The sequence below is a fragment of the Brasilonema octagenarum UFV-OR1 genome, from assembly GCF_963888615.1.
In the GTDB taxonomy this organism is placed as follows: Bacteria; Cyanobacteriota; Cyanobacteriia; order Cyanobacteriales; family Nostocaceae; genus Brasilonema; species Brasilonema sennae.
The window spans coordinates 1-16,386 of sequence record NZ_CAWPKW010000049.1; the positions used below are offsets into that span (position 1 = coordinate 1).

A 16,386-nucleotide genomic window follows, 5' to 3' on the forward strand; every position below is an offset into this window, starting at 1 on the left:
AAATGCGGGGTGAGGTTCTTCGTTTTTTATAAGTGTTCATCCGAACTTGATATTACACCCTGCCCAAAGGGCGTTGACAAAAAAAATCGCCCCCTGAATTCAGAGGGCGTATGATCACCTTGTGACATAGCGCTGCTACGTCTTAAGTTTCACTTTGAGTGTTAACTAGCAATGTACTCTTTAACGTTGGCACGACGGCGACGCAGATGAGCAAGCGCTTGATGTTCTAACTGACGAACACGTTCGCGGCTAAGGTTCAAGCGTTCGCCAACTTTTGCCAAAGACATTTCGTTACCATCTAATAAACCGAAGCGCAGGGCTAAAACTTCTCGCTGTTGGGGGGTGAGTTCTGAGAGCATGTTATTTAAGTCTTGGCGTAAGAAGTCCTGCGTCATGTAATACTCTGGTGATGGTCCTTCATCTTCAAGCATTTCTTGCAGTTCGGTATCTTGGTTATCACCAACCTTGACATCCAAAGAAACTGGTTGACGCGCCATGTTCAGATACTCACGGATCTGAGCTGGTTCTAATTCTAGCTCTTTGCCAATTTCAGCAGGAGTTGGCGATCTTCCCAACTTCTGAGCTAGTTCGCGCTGGACTTTCTTAATTTTGTTTAGCTTCTCGGTGATGTGGATAGGTAAGCGAATTGTACGACCTTGTTGGGCGATAGCACGAGTAATGGCTTGGCGAATCCACCAGTAAGCGTATGTTGAGAACTTATAGCCCCGAGTTGGGTCAAATTTCTCTACACCCCGCTCTAATCCTAAGGTTCCTTCTTGGATAAGATCCAGAAACTCCATGTTTCGCTTCTGGTACTTTTTGGCGATCGCAACAACCAAGCGCAAGTTTGCTTCTATCATCTTCTGCTTTGCTCGCTTGCCTTGGTGTACAATCTGTTTGACATCTGTCTCAGACTTACGAACATGAGCAGCCCACTCTTCTGAGCTAGGTTCGCGGCTTAATTTCTTCGCCAAAGCCTCCTTAGCATCCACGAGTGTCATCATTTGTTGAACCTGCTTCCCAAAGACAATCTCTTGCTCACGGGTTAGCAGTGGTACACGACCAATCTCGCGCAGATAGGTTCGCACCATATCAGCCGTGAATTTGGCGTTAAGGTTTTCGGTTTGGGTTTCTACAGTGGGCATTGGTGCGTTTTCCTCTACTCCGTAAACAAAAATTAATACTCAATAACTAAGGCGGATTGGGAAAGTTAGTACACGTATTACGCAACCAGGGAAACGATCAGGTGAAAATTGATTTCTACAGACTCTACTTAGACGATCACTCTCTTGGATTGGTTTCCCTACCTTCCCTAAATTTTGAAATCACTTATGAGCATGCTGGCTTGTTTTCAATAATTCTTATAATCCTTATGTCGCTAAGACGACCCTAATTATACGAACTCGGTATGACTTCTACTTTATCTATGATACGACAAATCATCCCAAGAGTAAAGTAGTTCTGTTAAATCTTTCTATTGTAGTGCAAATTTATCTAGTTACACAAAAAAGCTGATTTTTTTTTCCTAACTTACTACATATATAGTGACTCTAAGATCCCATGATCAGTCCTCCATCTATAGCCGGATAACCGAACAGAATCGATTCTCCTGATGGAGGGATGTCACGAAATCTATAAATCAGGAATAGGATATTGGGAATTGGTAGTTGATATGTTTTTCCGTTAAGCCGCATTTACAGCTAGCACTTTTTCCACTAAGGACTCAATCGTTGAAAAACAAGCCCCTGGTTTTAGAGCAACTTCAAAAGCCACGTAGGTTTGTGGATCATGAATTTTAAGCCAGTTCCAACTCTCTTTTGAACCAAGATACCACTTCTGACGTAAAGCAAAGTAGTCTTCAAGCAGTGCATACAACAGCCACACACGACGGTAGTCAGCCTCAATATTTCCTTGCGAGATGCGCTTTAACATTTTACTGAACCAAGTACGTCGCAGTTGAATTTCACTTGCTGATAGCGCCGCAGGACCAGTGGCAAATAACTCATCCATTCGCTTGAGGAGTCTTTGCCCAAAACCTTCGCATTCTCGCAATACTACGCCCCCGAGAATTCGCAGGAAGGAACTATCTACTATAATAACATCTTTCTCGTTATAGATGAAAATATCCAGATAGTAATTATTCCAGAGGCGAGCATCGTGTAGACTCTCGCCAGTTTCTCTCACGGCAAAGAGGTCGTAGTCACTTTCAGCAGTGTGTGTGCCTTTCGCTCTTGAACCGTATAAAATCACAGTATGACAGTTATGAACATGACACAGTTCATCTACCAAAGCTCCAAGATAGTGGTCATCTTTAAGTGGATTTGAGTGGCTGGACATAGTCGCATTTATCTGGCAATTGGGTAATGGGTTTGTAGTGACGCTTAAATATTAACTACCAATTACCAAATCGCAAATCCCTAAAAGCCAAGATCTGCTTTAGCTAGTTCAGCCGCAGCAAACACTTCTTCATCTGGCTTTTCCTCCCAAGCAGTCTCGCCAATTTCTTCATAAAATATGGTATCGTAAGGACGAGTACGCACAACCACAGGCATCGGAACAGCGTGTCCTAAAATCAAGGCTTGTTGTTTAGAGTCTAACTTTGCCAACACAGAACGCAAGGCACCTCCACCAGACACCCCAGTAAAAATCGCCTCAATATCTTTTTCATCGTTCAGCAAAGCGGTAATACGAGTACCAATCTGGGACATGACTTCATTATCTATGCCCGATGGACGTTGATCAACCACAAGAAGCGTTACGAAGTATTTCCGCATTTCGCGGGCGATGGTTCCGAAAATAGTACTTTGTACCGTTGCAGGGTCGAGGAAACGGTGTGCCTCCTCAATTGTAATCATCAGTTGCGTTGGTTTATCGTTGGGATTTTTGGTTTGTAAAAACTTTTCTGCTTTGGTGACATAATGTTGGTGAATCCGCCGGGTAATCATATTTGTCACCAACATATAAGAGAGCATATTTGACTGAGAGCCAAACTCCACGACAATATTCTTCCCAGCTTCTAGGGAACGCAACATTTGATTGACATAATTTTGCGGACAAGCTGCACGCATATACTTTAAATTTTCCAGTCGCAGGAGTTTGCGCTGTAGTGCTGTAATCGAACCTTGGTGTCCCCGCTTCTCTTCGCAGAAAGTCTTAATTTCTTCGTTCGTCATATTTATCAATTGAAGAATCCAAGACTTGCCAAATTCAGCAAATAAAATATTGGCGTTATCTAAACTTGCTTCTGAAAGTCCTAAATCACGACTGCATAATTTTATATCTTCGACTTCAATTTGATCGTAACTTAAATAAAGTTCTTGAGCATGAGGTACGCCTCGACGCTTGGTGGATTCTGGATCAAGAGTGTAGACTTCAACTGAACTGGGAAAAAGCTGTTTTAATCCTTTGACAGTACTCATTTGCTTGCCTTCAGAAACAGCTTCCCAGCCATACTCTGAGTGCATATCAAAAATCAAGTTCACCGCCGCATTTTTGCGGATTGTCCCAGCTAAAAGTAAACGTGTCAAGAAGGATTTACCAGTTCCTGATTTGCCAAAAACGCCGTTGCTTCTTTCCACAAACCGATTTAAATCAAGACAAACAGGTACCTCCATGTCCAGTGGTTTCCCAATAGAAAAATTCTTCCTTTGAGGATCGTCTTCCCAACCAAATACCCGGCGAAAATCTTCTTCAGAAGCTTCATAAACTTGGCTAAAGTGGCTGGGAATCGTTTTGACTGGAAGGAGTTCCATTGTTGTACTGGTTTGAGGCTGGAATGATGCCAAGCCAGTCGCTGATGGAACAAAAGGATTTGCAGATTTGCCGTTTGTTGCAGAATAAGATTCTTCAGATTCGGGGGTAAACATCAACATCGGTGCGAGGTTGATGGTACCGTATGTCCCGCCTCCTGCTAAAATATCTCGTAAAAAAGTGTCTTCCCAACTCGGAGGATTCGCAATAATTCTTTGGTTGGCAATTCCCAATGCTACGTCTGTGAGCATACAAAAAAAACGCGATCGCACCCCTTGGACAACTAAAAACTTACCAACGCGCATATCTTCTACCGAAACGTCGGGGTGCAATCTAACTTCTAATCCTCCTGTGAGAGAGCCTTGTATAACTGAACCTAATGGCTGTCCCAAATTCATTTCATTAATCACACAGTGATGAGCTTGCTCTTATCAGTTATCAGTTATCAGTTATCAGTTATCAGTTACCAGTTATCAGTGAGGCAGCGCTCTTTGGAGGGTCTCCCGACCTAGGCGACTGCGTTCGGGCAAAGCCCGTCGTGCTGGAGGCATACCCGAAGGGTTATCAGTTACCAGTTACCAGTTTCCACTGTTCACTGTTCACTGTTCACTGTTTACAGTTGCATTGTAATTGTAAAAGACAAAATTGGTGATGTAACTTTTGTCTTTTGTCATTTATTGAGAACGAATGATTAATGACTCATGATTAATAACTAATCAGTCAATGTTAATTGAAGTAGGCGCACTTGAACCTCCTGTTGTGGTATAACTTAGAAGCGGTCTACGATATTGGGCGTAAAGGCGATCGCGCCAAGTAAAGAACGGTTGATAAAGTAGGTTATCAGCCAATTCAGGGACTCCCTTACCTATGATGGTTTCTGGCAAATTCAAATAAACAGCATTAGGAAACTTCAGCAATATTGATAAACCAGCGACAGCAAAGTCGGCTAAAGTTGGTTCATCTCCTACTAGATAGGGACTATCTGCTAATAATAATGTCAGGGCTTCCAAATCTTGCTTTAAGTCGGCGATCGCACTGCGTATTGCATCTGGACTATAACCAACGCCAAAACCCAAAACTTTCAATAGATCGTTAGGAACTCCTTCTACCAGACTTTTCAGGACATCTGGTGTCGCCCTAGGTAGTAAGGACTTGCGGAAATTCTGGTTTTGACTAATGGCAGAAAACAGTGCTTTGCGACCTTTGATGCCAATTGATTCATCCGCCCATTCTTCGATCATTAAACATAAGCCCCGCTTTTTTGGATCGGTTGGTATCAATGGGCGTGCTGGATATTGTAAGTCTAAATACTTAGCTATCTCCGTTGAATCTGCTATATATCTGCTACCATCTCTTAATACGGGTACTTGTCGCTGACCAGTCAGCCGATATAGTTCTACCTGTCCTACTCCTGGTGTTACCTCGATTTTACGGTACTCCAGCCCTTTATAATCAAGGATAAGACGCACTTTCTCTGAGTATTGAGATAATTCAAACTGATATAATTCCAGCATGTTTTGTTTCCAGTACGTGGTTCACTTAATAAATTTTACAAGTTTATTTTGGTTCGGATAATTTATCTTCACGATTTACGTCTGAAAAATTGAATAAAAATGGATTTATTTGTGAGGTTCTTTTGTATTCTCAGTTTTTTTGACACAACTCTGCGGTGAAATTCTACTGAACTGAATTTTTCTCTATCAAAGTCCATCTGTTACGCCTTCTACAAGCTGGCATAATGCAACTATGCGATATTTTTGCTTTTGCACAAACATGCGGGGGTAATTCTATCGTCCTTGGCTTCCTTCGTTCTTTATACAGACAGGCGATTATACTCATAATGAGGCAAATTATTCAATGTTTTAAGATTGATATATAATGAATTCCTGCTTACAAATCTTGTTTCTTTAGTTAGATTTTCTGTGTGGCAAGATGATATAAATCATTATTGTAATGTGTGGAAATGAAAGCCAAACAAAATTTATGAAGGTTGAAGACAGCAATTTGCTGACCAAGTTGGCTGGTATAATAGGAGTGACGGGCATCAGTCTTCTTACTGGTCTACCCACTGGAGCAAACGAAGTATTAAATTCTAACCCTGGTATTTTCAAAGAAGCGTCGTATCATGGCGAGCAACGTCTTTTAGTAAACGGTGAGTATACTCAACCTAGTGAGGCCACAACAGCAGCAACAAAGTCCAAAAAAATCTCACCAGCTAAAGACACAACAGTAACACAGAGACCGAGAGGATTAAACCCTCGCCCGAGTATTTTGCAGGAGTGTCCTTACAACCGTGCTGCTTGTCCTGGTGGAGGTGACACTTCTACACCTCCTGCGTCTCCTCCACCAGGGGTACCCACAACACCTGGTGGTGAGATACCCACAACACCACCTGCCACACCCACGCCTCCTAGTCAGCCAGGAGCGGGTACAGAGAGTAAAAATATCGTAGCAGTTGCAGAGTCCAATGGTTCCTTTACAATGCTAACCAAGGCTTTGAAAGCAGCTGGATTGGTACAAACCTTGCAAGGCAAAGGCCCTTTCACCGTCTTCGCACCTACAGATGCAGCATTTGCCAAATTGCCACAAGACGCTGTACAAGATTTATTAAAGCCAGAAAATAAAGAAGTCCTGGTGAAGATTTTGCGATATCATGTGCTGCAAGGTTCAGTAGTATCCAAAGATTTGAAATCTGGTGAAGTCAAAAGCATTGAGGGTGGTCCGATTAATGTCAAGGTAGATCCAAAAACTGGTGTAACAGTCAATGACGCCAAGGTGGTTCAGCCTGACATCAAAGCCAGTAACGGCGTTATTCATGTGATTGACAACGTGATTTTACCTCCTGACTTGTAAGTTTTTGACACTGGTGCATTATGTAACAAAACTAGGTTGAAATAAATATTTCAAAAAACCCGTATCAAGAGTGATTTGGACGGGTTTTTTCATATTGGTAAACCTGTTATCTCAAACGATGTTCCTAACGAGATCGATATATTGTAATAAAAGAGTTGGATGAATCTTTATGCTATTAGAGTTAAGACAATTGAGGATTCAACCGGGACAGCAACTACTACTTGAGGACGTTAGTTGGCAGCAATTTGAAAGTATTTTGGCGGAATTGGGAGAACATCGTGCAGCCAGACTTTCTTATAGTCATGGATTTTTAGAAATAATGGTTCCTTTACCCGAACATGAAAAAGCCAAAGAAAAAAATTTTATTGGAGGCACGACAAATTGCGTTTGAGTCGTTGGGTTCGACAACTTTGAAAAATGAACGCATGACTCAAGCAGTCGAACCGGATGCCTGTTTTTACATTCAAAATCAAGCGGCAGTTATTGGTAAAAATCGCCTCGATATGAGTGTCGATCCACCGCCAGATTTAGCTATAGAAATTGATTTAACTTCCCGCACGCAGTTGGAGAATTACCAAATTTTGGGAGTACCAGAACTTTGGCGATATGGAAAACAAGGGTTACAAATTAATGTCTTGCAAAGTGGAAAGTATGTAGAATCGAATTTTAGTCCTACATTTCCAGAGATTCCGATAATTGAGCTAGTAAATCAATACGTCCAGCAGAGTCAAGTTGTTGGTAGCAGCCAAGCAATTCAAGCTTTTAGAAATTGGGTGCGGGATAATATTTAATTTTGGCTTTAATTTGAGGGAGTTAGTGGAAATTGTTGGATGCCTGACTTACAACTTCATTCTCTCGTTCCCATGCTCGGCATGGCAAGGCCCATCAAGAGGTTCTGCCTCCAGAAGAATAGTGAGGTAGAACCTCACAGTATGCATTTCCAGCCGGGGTCTGGGAACAAGAAATCAAGTAAAATCAAAACTTACGCCACCAACCCACCATCAATCAGTGTGAAAACAGACACAATATTCTACCGCCTATTCCAAAGCTTCCCCAGCATTTTTTTTGAACTCATCAACCAACCTCCCGAAACCGCTGACACCTACCAATTCTCATCCGTCGAAGTCAAACAACTTGCTTTCCGCATCGATGGCGTGTTTCTCCCCAAAAGTAATCCATCATCCCCCATCTACTTTGTAGAAGTCCAATTTCAGCCCGATAAAAAATTCTACTCTCGCTTGTTTACGGAAATCTTTCTTTACTTGGATAGAAGCGAACTTACCAACAACTGGCGCGGGGCGGTGGTTTATCCAAGCCGCAGTCTTGATGTGGGAGAAACAGAACGCTATATTGAATTACTCACATCTGGGCGAGTTAGCCGCATCTATCTTGATGAATTAGACTCCGCAGCAGAACAGTCGATTGGTATTGGTACAGTTAAACTGGTTATAGAGCCACAGTCAGGCGCAGCTACCAAAGCCAGGGAATTAATCAACCTTGCTAAACAACAAATAGCTGATGAAATTACCCAACGGGAATTTCTCGAATTGATAGAAACGATTATTGTCTATAAATTCCCTTTGAAAAGTCGGGAGGAGATAGAGCAAATGTTGGGATTAAGCGAGTTAAAGCAAACTAAAGTTTATCAAGAAGCTAAGCAGGAAGGTAAATTAGAAGCTATTCCTTTTATGTTGACTTTAGGTGCAACTGTAGAACAAATAGCAGAGGCGTTAAAGTTGGATGTTGAGTTAGTTAGGTTGGTTGCTGCTAAAGCTAAACCAAACCAAGAACAAAGCCGCGAATAGAACACTCTCTCCTACTTGCGGGTATAGCGATGCTTCACCCCAACGGGGAAATATTCTGGATCGCCTGTTGGCGCTAGTGCAACTCGCGGCATTTGGTATTCTGAAGGAACGTAGTTAGCAAATTCGCTATTGAGGCGCTGGAGTTGGGTGAGAATAGAAGATGCGATCGCCTCCCTTTTCTCTTCACTTTCCTCCATTCTCGGTGCTAACTCCACAACCACCGATAAAAATCGGTTCTTGTCTGCATCTTCTTGCACTTGCAACACGAATTTACCTGTCACCCATTCTCTAATAACTGGTTGCTCTAATCCCACCGTCACATTTTCTGGGTAGATATTCGCTCCAAAGTAAGAAACTGTAAAATTAGAGCGTCCGAAAATATAGACGAATGGTAGCGCACGAACACCTCTTCCACCCATCTGTTGTATTTCCGCCACTGGATTGAAGCCCCATTTTGCTAAAAACTGGAGCATGGCATCATAACTCATTATCCCTCCAGTATCCAAGATGTTGTAACGCACCAGAGGAATGCCATTATTTCCAGAAAATAGCAACGTGCCGTCTATAACTTCAAAAAAGCGGCTTATTGGATCATATTGTACCAGTGTGGGTAAACGAGACTCCCCAAACAAGGCACGCGCTGCTTCTGGATTTTGTGCTAAGAAACGACGAATGCAGATACTCAAAGGTGTTTCGTTACCCAATACACCTGCATCTGCTGTTCCATAAAGCGAGACTGAGTCGTAGCAGCAATGTTGGGAACCAACTCTTTCACTCACTAAACTCCGCCATTCCTCGCTGAATACTTCTCCCGCCATCACCAACTTTATCTGATATCGCTGCCACTCAATTCCACGGGCAATTCCAGTATCAATAATATCTTTGAGAAATGGTGGATATCCTAATAAGACAACCTGCTCAAAAGCCGAACCGAGTTCTTGAACAACTCGAAATATTTCTTCTTTATTATTACCAGGAGTTACCAAAGTAATCGGATAACCTTTGCTGGCAAGATAGCGGCAGCAATTGGTTGTGAACATTCCGCCTACCCAGGTACCTAAACTGAAACAAATCACAGCTAGAGTTCGTCTACTATCTGCATGAAAACTATCATGAAATACCTGCTCAAAACGGGTAGCAATTTGCATTTCATCTGCAAAAAAACGAGGCCAAAATGTTGGTTTTCCTGTGGAACCAGAAGAAACAGCTATCATGTCGCATGTTTCTAGCTGTCCGTTGCGGCATAATTCAGCTAGAGGATAACGTTGCAGGTAATTTTCTTTGACGAGTTGCGGTAATCTTTGGAAATCTTCTAAGGTTTGGTATTCATCAGGATTAACTGCGTGATTTGCTAAAAAATGTTTGTAAGCAGGTACACTAGCAGCCATATCATGAAATAACGCCAAAGCTGCCTCTGTTGTATCAGTGTTTATATGCTGTTGTAGGAGTGTGTCTAAGGGAGTATGTAAAAAATCTGTAAAGGCTTTAATTGCCCGCTGGCGTTGTGCTTGCGAATTCATGGCGTTGGTTTGTGTAAAAAATTTCGATTGTTCATCCCACCAAGTAAAACTCAGACCACTGCTACCTACTGTCAGTATTTTAACCTTTGTTGCATTCTTTCTCATTCTCCTGAGCAAAGGAGTGCAAAATATATAGAGAGAGTATGCGTAATTGTGGCTTTCTGTTTTGTAGCAACTTATAAAAACCTTCTATTCATGCTTCAGCATCATGGATGTTTATTGCAGCAAACAACACGTAAACAACGAGAAGAACCGCTTTTGCACTCAGTGTGGGGAGCCGTTACCTCTGGCGGTAGGGCAAGTTGTCGATAACCGCTATCGGATTGTACGTCATTTGGGACAGGGTGGCTTTGGACGCACTTATTTGGCTGAAGATTTAAATGAATCTCAACAAAAGTGCGTGCTCAAGGAGTTTGCACCCCAAGTTGAAGAACAGGATTTAGAAAAAGCGAAAGAACTGTTTGAACGAGAAGCGACTGTACTCAAAAATCTACAGCACCCACAAATTCCACGTTTCCACGCCTCGCTACAAGTGCAGTTGAGTAACAAAGATTTTTTCTTTTTGGTGCAAGACTATGTAGAGGGTGACAACTACTGGGATTTGTTAGAAAGCCGTATAAATCAGGGACAAACTTTTAGTGAGGAAGAAGTTGTCAAACTGCTGCAACAAATGTTGCCTGTTTTGTCTTACATTCACAGAGTGAATGTTGTTCACCGTGATCTTTCTCCTGATAATATCATTTTGCGGCATAGTGATCAATTACCCGTGCTGATTGACTTTGGTGGAGTGAAGCAATTACCAGCTTCTAAGGGTTTTTGGTTTACGCAACTCGGTGGAATTCGGACTATCTTGGGTAAGAAGGGCTACGCACCAGAGGAGCAATTACGTCAGGGAAAAGCATTTCCCAGTAGCGATTTGTACTCTTTAGCTGTGACGGCGCTTGTGTTATTAACTGGTCAAGATCCACAAAAACTGTATGATTCTTATCAGGGAAATTGGCGTTGGGGAGAACAAATAAAAGTCAGCCCCAAAATAGAAGCTGTGTTGAAAAGAATGGTGGAATATAAACCAAGCGATCGCTACCAAAAAGCTGACGATGTTCTCAAAGATTTACAGTTTTACAAGGGCGCTACCAAACCTATAAATACTCAAATGACTAAGCTCAAGACGATGATCGCTGCTCCTGGGGGTAAACGTGTCAAAACTCTTGTTGGTAAGTTCCATAACAACACTCAAATGGCTGCTCAGGCGTTACCTCTGCCTGTTTGGCTTCGTCCTTTTGCAGTCAGTCTGATCAGCACAAGTGTGATTGTTTTGACACTAGCAGGGACTTGGGCAGTTGTCAATGCAGTTTTTCACGCTGTAACATCTATTTCTCTACCAACAATATCATTACCTACAATCCCCAAAGGTTCAAATCCTCCGGAAAAACCAACTACTACTAGAAGCCAAGAAAATCGCGGTAACCAAATTATCCGTCGCCGTCAGGAGCTAGAAATACCAGAAGTCTTTTTTACAAAAATGGTAGATCGAAAATTTTATACTAAAAATCCGGATGCAAAAGGACGTACTCTCACGGGGAACTCAGAAGATAACGCTTTACGAAAGGAATGGTTTGCGATCGCACAAGATGTGTTAAATCAACTAGAACAAGCGAATCTCAGCAAATCAGCGCGTCGGAAACTGGGAAGCTACACTGCGCGAGATTACGACAATTGGAGACAACAAGCACAAGCAGGACAACTGGGTAACTATACCATTGACCAACTCAACAAAGACACAAACAAAAAATTTGACCGATTGTTTCCGGGAGAGCGACGCAATAATGAGAAACTTGATAAACAGACACTCGGTCAAATATGGTATGCACTTGCTGCTGACCAAGTGAGTAAAGTAGAATCTGCGAATTAAAGTAAAAGTCAAAAGTACCTGACTTATGAGTCATGACTCATGAGTCATGATTAATAACTATGAATTCTGTTTATTGCTCTAAAGGACACGAAAATCCAACTGGTAGTCGCTTTTGTTTACACTGCGGCGAAAGTTTGGATCACCCAGTGAGTCAAGGTATTCAAAATGGGCAAACTTTGGGCGAACGCTACTTTATTGTCCGTCAATTAGGACAGGGAGGTTTTGGACGTACTTATTTAGCTGAGGATGTTAACCGCTTTCGCGAACCTTGTGTTTTAAAGGAATTCTCCCCTCAAGTTCAAACACCATACGTTTTACAAAAAGCTGAAGAACTGTTTCAGCGAGAAGCCAGCGTTCTCTACAAGCTGCAACACCCGCAAATTCCCCGCTTCCGGGAACTTTTGCGCATTAACTTAGGTGGTAAGGAATACCTGTTTCTGGTGCAAGACTTTGTAGAAGGGCAAACTTACGGCTCTTTGTTTGATGCAAAGAAGCAGCAAGGTTTACGATTTACAGAAGCAGAAGTCAGTTTGCTCATGCAGCAAATTCTGCCTGTTTTGCAATACATCCATTCTATAGGAGTGATTCACCGTGATATCTCTCCTGACAACTTAATTTTACGCAACACTGACCAACTCCCAGTATTAATCGATTTTGGTGGAGTTAAACAAGTCGCTGCAACAGTCGTCTCGCAATATTATCAACCTGGTGCAGTTTCTCACGGACTCCCAACACTATTGGGTAAGATAGGATACTCACCTCCAGAACAGATGCAGACTGGGTTAGTAGAGCCTCATAGTGATTTGTATGCTTTAGCCGCAACAGTACTCGTTTTGCTGACAGGTAAACAACCCCAAGAATTAATAGATGAGTATACCCTCACCTGGCAATGGCGACGAGAAGTTAACCTCAGCCCGAGTTTCGGGATGGTGTTGGATAAAATGCTATCGCCAAAACCAAAAGAACGCTATCAAAGCGCTAATCAAGTTCTGCAAGCACTAAACTTATCACCTGTCAGCTATCCTTCTCCACAGCAACCTGTTCCGATTTCACCACCACCACAAACACAACAAACTCTAGCTGTATCCCCGACTCCCACTCCTCCCACTCGACAGGAATCGTCACCTTACACAAACCCACCCTCTCCTACTCCCACCCTCAGCTGGTGGACACCTGGTAAAATCATTGCCATAGTCGTGGTTTTGGCTACTGCAGTGAGTGTGGGTGTGTGGGGAGCAAATCAGTTATTTGATTCTTCGTCCCTGTCGCCTAACGATCCAAAACTTTCCTTACAAGAACAACAGCGTAAGGAAAAATTAGATCAACGCCGTCAACAACTCAATATCGACAATAAATTTTTTACTAACTTAGTTAATCAAATTTTTTGGGAGAAAAATCCAACTCTACGCAACCGTACTTTGACAGATGAGCCAGAAGATGAACAATTGCGGGCACAATGGGACAGTTTAGCAGAACAGCTGCTAGAAAAACTCACGGTTTTGAGTTCAGATGCACGTCAAAAATTGGGTAGTTTTGGACAAGCAGAACGCGATCGCGCAAAAGTCGAAGTCAACCAAATCAACGTTGGTAGTCGTTCTTTATATGATTTAGCAGATGCAGCATTTTATCGGCAATTTCCACAACAGCGCGGCAAGAATTTTATTGATCAGCCGATTGGACAAGTTTGGCAAGGTTTTGTCAGCGACAAACTCAATGCTATCCTTTCTGGCAGTGCCTTCAAGAAAATAGCCTTTGACAAAGGAGCTATTACTAGCAGAGTCAGTGGTACTCTCAAACCAGGAGAAGGTAAAGTTTTTATCGCCCAACTTAACGAACAGCAATCGATGAGAGTCAGGCTCAATGCGAATTCTAAAATTTTGCTTTCCGTGTATTCCCCCAGTGGAAAATCGCCATTTTTGGAAGATTCAACACAACGTAGTTTATCCGTTCAACTTCCAGAAAGCGGATTTTATGAATATGTGATTGTTGCGACGGGGTCAAACACATCAGATTATACACTTGCAATTACAGCAGAAAATCCTGCTCCACCTCCATCGCCTACCCCAACTCCTATAGAAACCGTTACACCAACACCCACACCTACAGAAACACCGACACCCACACCTACAGAAACACCGATACCCACGCCTACAGAGACACCGACACTCACGCCTACAGAGACACCGACACCCACGCCTACAGAGACACCAACACCAACATCAACACCAACACCAACACCAACACCAACATCAACACTCACACCGACACCGACACCGACACAGACAGCACCATAAAATACGCTTGCTGTTAAGGATTGATCCCAATACCTCTTTGTTAAGGGGAAAAGGGATGAAAACCAAGCTATTTCCCCTTTGCCTTTACCCCTTGCCCTTTAACCGAAAAGTATTGGGATTGATCCCCTCTAGGGCGTGTTTTCAAACTCGTTATTTGTCTCGGTAACTCTTGAACAAACCCATAATTTTGAAAGTGTAACAAGAGCATAGAAGGTGAGGGAAAGTTACTCGCTCAAACCTCCACTACCACCAAGCGATTCTCTTATATTTTCTTGCGGAGAATTTTTAATTTCCCATTTCAAATAGTACAAATCGACATCTGATAAATTCAATAATTCTTTTATTAAATCAACTGGATTTTCAGGATATTTCTCCAATTTCCAGTTTAACTCTTTAACACCTTGACTACAATAACAAACGGCTGAAAGGTTTAACATGTTTTCTTTGTTAAGTTAACTTCTCCTAGAATTCTTCTCCTTTTGATGTTTTAATTTTTTACTATAGGTTGTTGAATTTTGACTCTTACTTTAAAACCATTAGCTTGAATAACTAAAGTAACACCTCCTATTACAGCCCTATAATTCGTATCATTCAGTTTATTAAAAAAATCCGATTTTTATTCAATATTTTCGTTAATAATGATGTCTTCTAAATGTATGTAAAAAATGATTTTTAAAAATTATATTTAAGTAGGAAACGTCATTAAACTAACACGAATAAAAAAAAGACACAAGGACAGTTAAGACAGTTAAGACAGTTAAAAAAATAGGTTACTCAAATTTTCCCGGAGTCAGCTAAAAAAGGGTTTCTTTTCTTAAACGCCGACCTAGGTGACTGGCGTCGCCAAGGACGCCAAGAAAATAACAAAGAAGATAGGTAATCTTGCACGCCTGATGGGAGTAAGACAGGAAGTGATTGCCGCATTTTTGCGTAAGTCCTAAATGTATCTTTGCTTCTCCAATCTGGGAATAATCAACCCAGTAGACTTGTTGAGGATGGGGAATTGGGACAAGAACGTGCATATTGGCTAGCTTGGTCGCAAATTTCAGGAGTTGGTCCAATATTATTACAACGGTTGCAGCAGCATTTTGGTACACTGGCAGCAGCTTGGGACGCAAAACCTACAGAGTTGGGACAAGTAGAAGGTTTTGGTTTTCAAACGCTGCAAAAAGTAGTGCAACAACGTTCTCGTTTACATCCTGAACAATTTTTGCAGCAACACCAACAGCAAAACCCGAATTTTTGGACACCAGCAGATGCAGACTATCCTCGCTTACTATTGGAAATACCTAGTCCACCGCCGATTGTGTACTATCGTGGTGAAATAGATTTGCAAGAAAATCTGGCACAAAAACAACTCGTCGGGATTGTAGGGACACGCCAACCCTCAGAGTATGGTATGCGATGGACTCGCCAAATTAGTACGGCTTTGGCAAAAAATGGGTTCACGGTTGTTTCTGGTTTGGCAGAGGGAATTGATACTGAAAGTCACGGCGCTACTGTGAAAGCTGGAGGACGCACAATCGCAGTTTTAGGTACAGGTGTAGATGTTGTCTATCCATCTAAAAATATCGAACTCTACAAACAGATTTTGACTGTAGGCTTGGTTGTAAGTGAGTATCCAGCAAAGACACCACCTGATCGCACCCATTTTCCTCGTCGCAACAGAATTATCGCAGGTTTAAGTCGTGCTGTGCTGGTGATGGAAGCACCGATCAAATCAGGTGCTTTGATTACTGCAAGTTACGCAAATGATTTTGGGCGAGATGTCTATGCACTTCCTGGAAGACTGGATGATCACTCATCGCAAGGGTGTTTAAAACTGCTTAGCCAAGGCGCGACTCCGATTGTTAAGGAATTAGACGAACTATTAAAAATGCTGGGAGCAATACCACAACTAGATTCTGTTGAAGCATCCCCATCAGTGCAGCAGTTAACTTTACCAAGTTTACCACCAGAACTTCAACGAGTTATGGATGCAATTACTTCAGAAGCTTTAGCGTTTGATTTTATTGTTCAACAAACGGGCATAGCTACGCCTGAGGTTTCGAGTGCTTTGTTGCAATTGGAGTTGATGGGTTTAGTTTCGCAATTACCGGGGATGCGGTATCAGCGGTGCTCATAGATTTTTGGATTTTTGATTAGTCAACTACTTCCTCACCCTGCCTTAACCCCGCAATTTTGGGTTGGTCGAACACTAGTAGTCCACCATACTAACTTTGCGGGGTAAACCCATTTTTATATTTATTCTT

At 42.2% G+C, this 16,386-nt stretch carries 11 protein-coding genes and 1 pseudogene; 6 read left to right on the top strand and 6 right to left on the bottom strand.

The genetic code is table 11. The features are described from left to right. Positions 1–161: 161 nt before the first annotated feature. From AC5590_RS03335 to AC5590_RS03350, 4 genes are all read right to left on the bottom strand, one after another. Positions 162–1,145, bottom strand: a complete 984-nt coding sequence (locus tag AC5590_RS03335) for an RNA polymerase sigma factor, RpoD/SigA family (protein WP_169268175.1) — start codon at positions 1,143–1,145, stop codon at positions 162–164. A 538-nt stretch (positions 1,146–1,683) separates the two neighbouring features. Further along, the gene (locus tag AC5590_RS03340) at positions 1,684–2,337 is read right to left on the bottom strand and encodes a nucleotidyltransferase domain-containing protein (protein ID WP_169268177.1); all 654 of its coding nucleotides are present in this window, start codon (positions 2,335–2,337) and stop codon (positions 1,684–1,686) included. 80 nt (positions 2,338–2,417) lie between these two features. Further along, a complete protein-coding gene (locus AC5590_RS03345; protein WP_169268184.1) occupies positions 2,418–4,148 on the bottom strand; it encodes a helicase HerA domain-containing protein in 1,731 nt (576 codons plus the stop codon). A 318-nt stretch (positions 4,149–4,466) separates the two neighbouring features. Continuing rightward, entirely contained in the window at positions 4,467–5,264 is a 798-nt protein-coding gene (locus AC5590_RS03350; RefSeq protein ID WP_169268178.1) for a glutathione S-transferase family protein, read from the bottom strand. Between the two features lie 469 nt (positions 5,265–5,733). Between AC5590_RS03350 and AC5590_RS03355 the strand changes: the two genes are divergently transcribed. The 3 genes and pseudogenes from AC5590_RS03355 to AC5590_RS03365 all read left to right on the top strand — a co-directional run bounded on the left by AC5590_RS03355 (position 5,734) and on the right by AC5590_RS03365 (position 8,408). Next, positions 5,734–6,603 (top strand): fasciclin domain-containing protein, encoded by an 870-nt coding sequence (locus AC5590_RS03355; protein ID WP_169268179.1) that lies wholly within the window; start codon positions 5,734–5,736, stop codon positions 6,601–6,603. Between the two features lie 169 nt (positions 6,604–6,772). After that, positions 6,773–7,394 (top strand): annotated as a pseudogene (locus AC5590_RS03360) (Uma2 family endonuclease). A gap of 219 nt (positions 7,395–7,613) precedes the next feature. Beyond that, complete coding sequence (locus AC5590_RS03365; protein ID WP_169268180.1) at positions 7,614–8,408, top strand: Rpn family recombination-promoting nuclease/putative transposase; 795 nt, start codon at positions 7,614–7,616, stop codon at positions 8,406–8,408. A gap of 11 nt (positions 8,409–8,419) precedes the next feature. Here the strand turns inward: AC5590_RS03365 and AC5590_RS03370 are convergent, their stop codons facing one another. Continuing rightward, positions 8,420–9,928 carry a phenylacetate--CoA ligase family protein gene (locus AC5590_RS03370; RefSeq protein WP_169268185.1) on the bottom strand — a complete coding sequence of 503 codons (1,509 nt, stop codon included), beginning with the start codon at positions 9,926–9,928 and terminating at the stop codon, positions 8,420–8,422. Between the two features lie 208 nt (positions 9,929–10,136). Between AC5590_RS03370 and AC5590_RS03375 the strand changes: the two genes are divergently transcribed. Together AC5590_RS03375 and AC5590_RS03380 are read left to right on the top strand one after the other, a co-directional pair. Then, positions 10,137–11,840, top strand: coding sequence for a serine/threonine-protein kinase (locus AC5590_RS03375; protein WP_169268181.1), 1,704 nt, complete (start codon positions 10,137–10,139; stop codon positions 11,838–11,840). Between the two features lie 59 nt (positions 11,841–11,899). Further along, complete coding sequence (locus AC5590_RS03380; RefSeq protein WP_169268182.1) at positions 11,900–14,134, top strand: serine/threonine-protein kinase; 2,235 nt, start codon at positions 11,900–11,902, stop codon at positions 14,132–14,134. Positions 14,135–14,358: 224 nt separating this feature from the next. On the opposite strand, the gene AC5590_RS03385 is transcribed toward AC5590_RS03380, so the two are convergent. Next, entirely contained in the window at positions 14,359–14,571 is a 213-nt protein-coding gene (locus AC5590_RS03385) for a hypothetical protein (protein WP_169268183.1), read from the bottom strand. A gap of 566 nt (positions 14,572–15,137) precedes the next feature. On the opposite strand from AC5590_RS03385, the gene dprA reads away from it, so the two are divergent. Then, positions 15,138–16,259: a DNA-processing protein DprA gene (gene dprA, locus AC5590_RS03390; RefSeq protein ID WP_169268186.1), complete on the top strand. Its 1,122-nt coding sequence runs from the start codon at positions 15,138–15,140 to the stop codon at positions 16,257–16,259. The last annotated feature ends 127 nt before the right edge of the window (positions 16,260–16,386 follow it).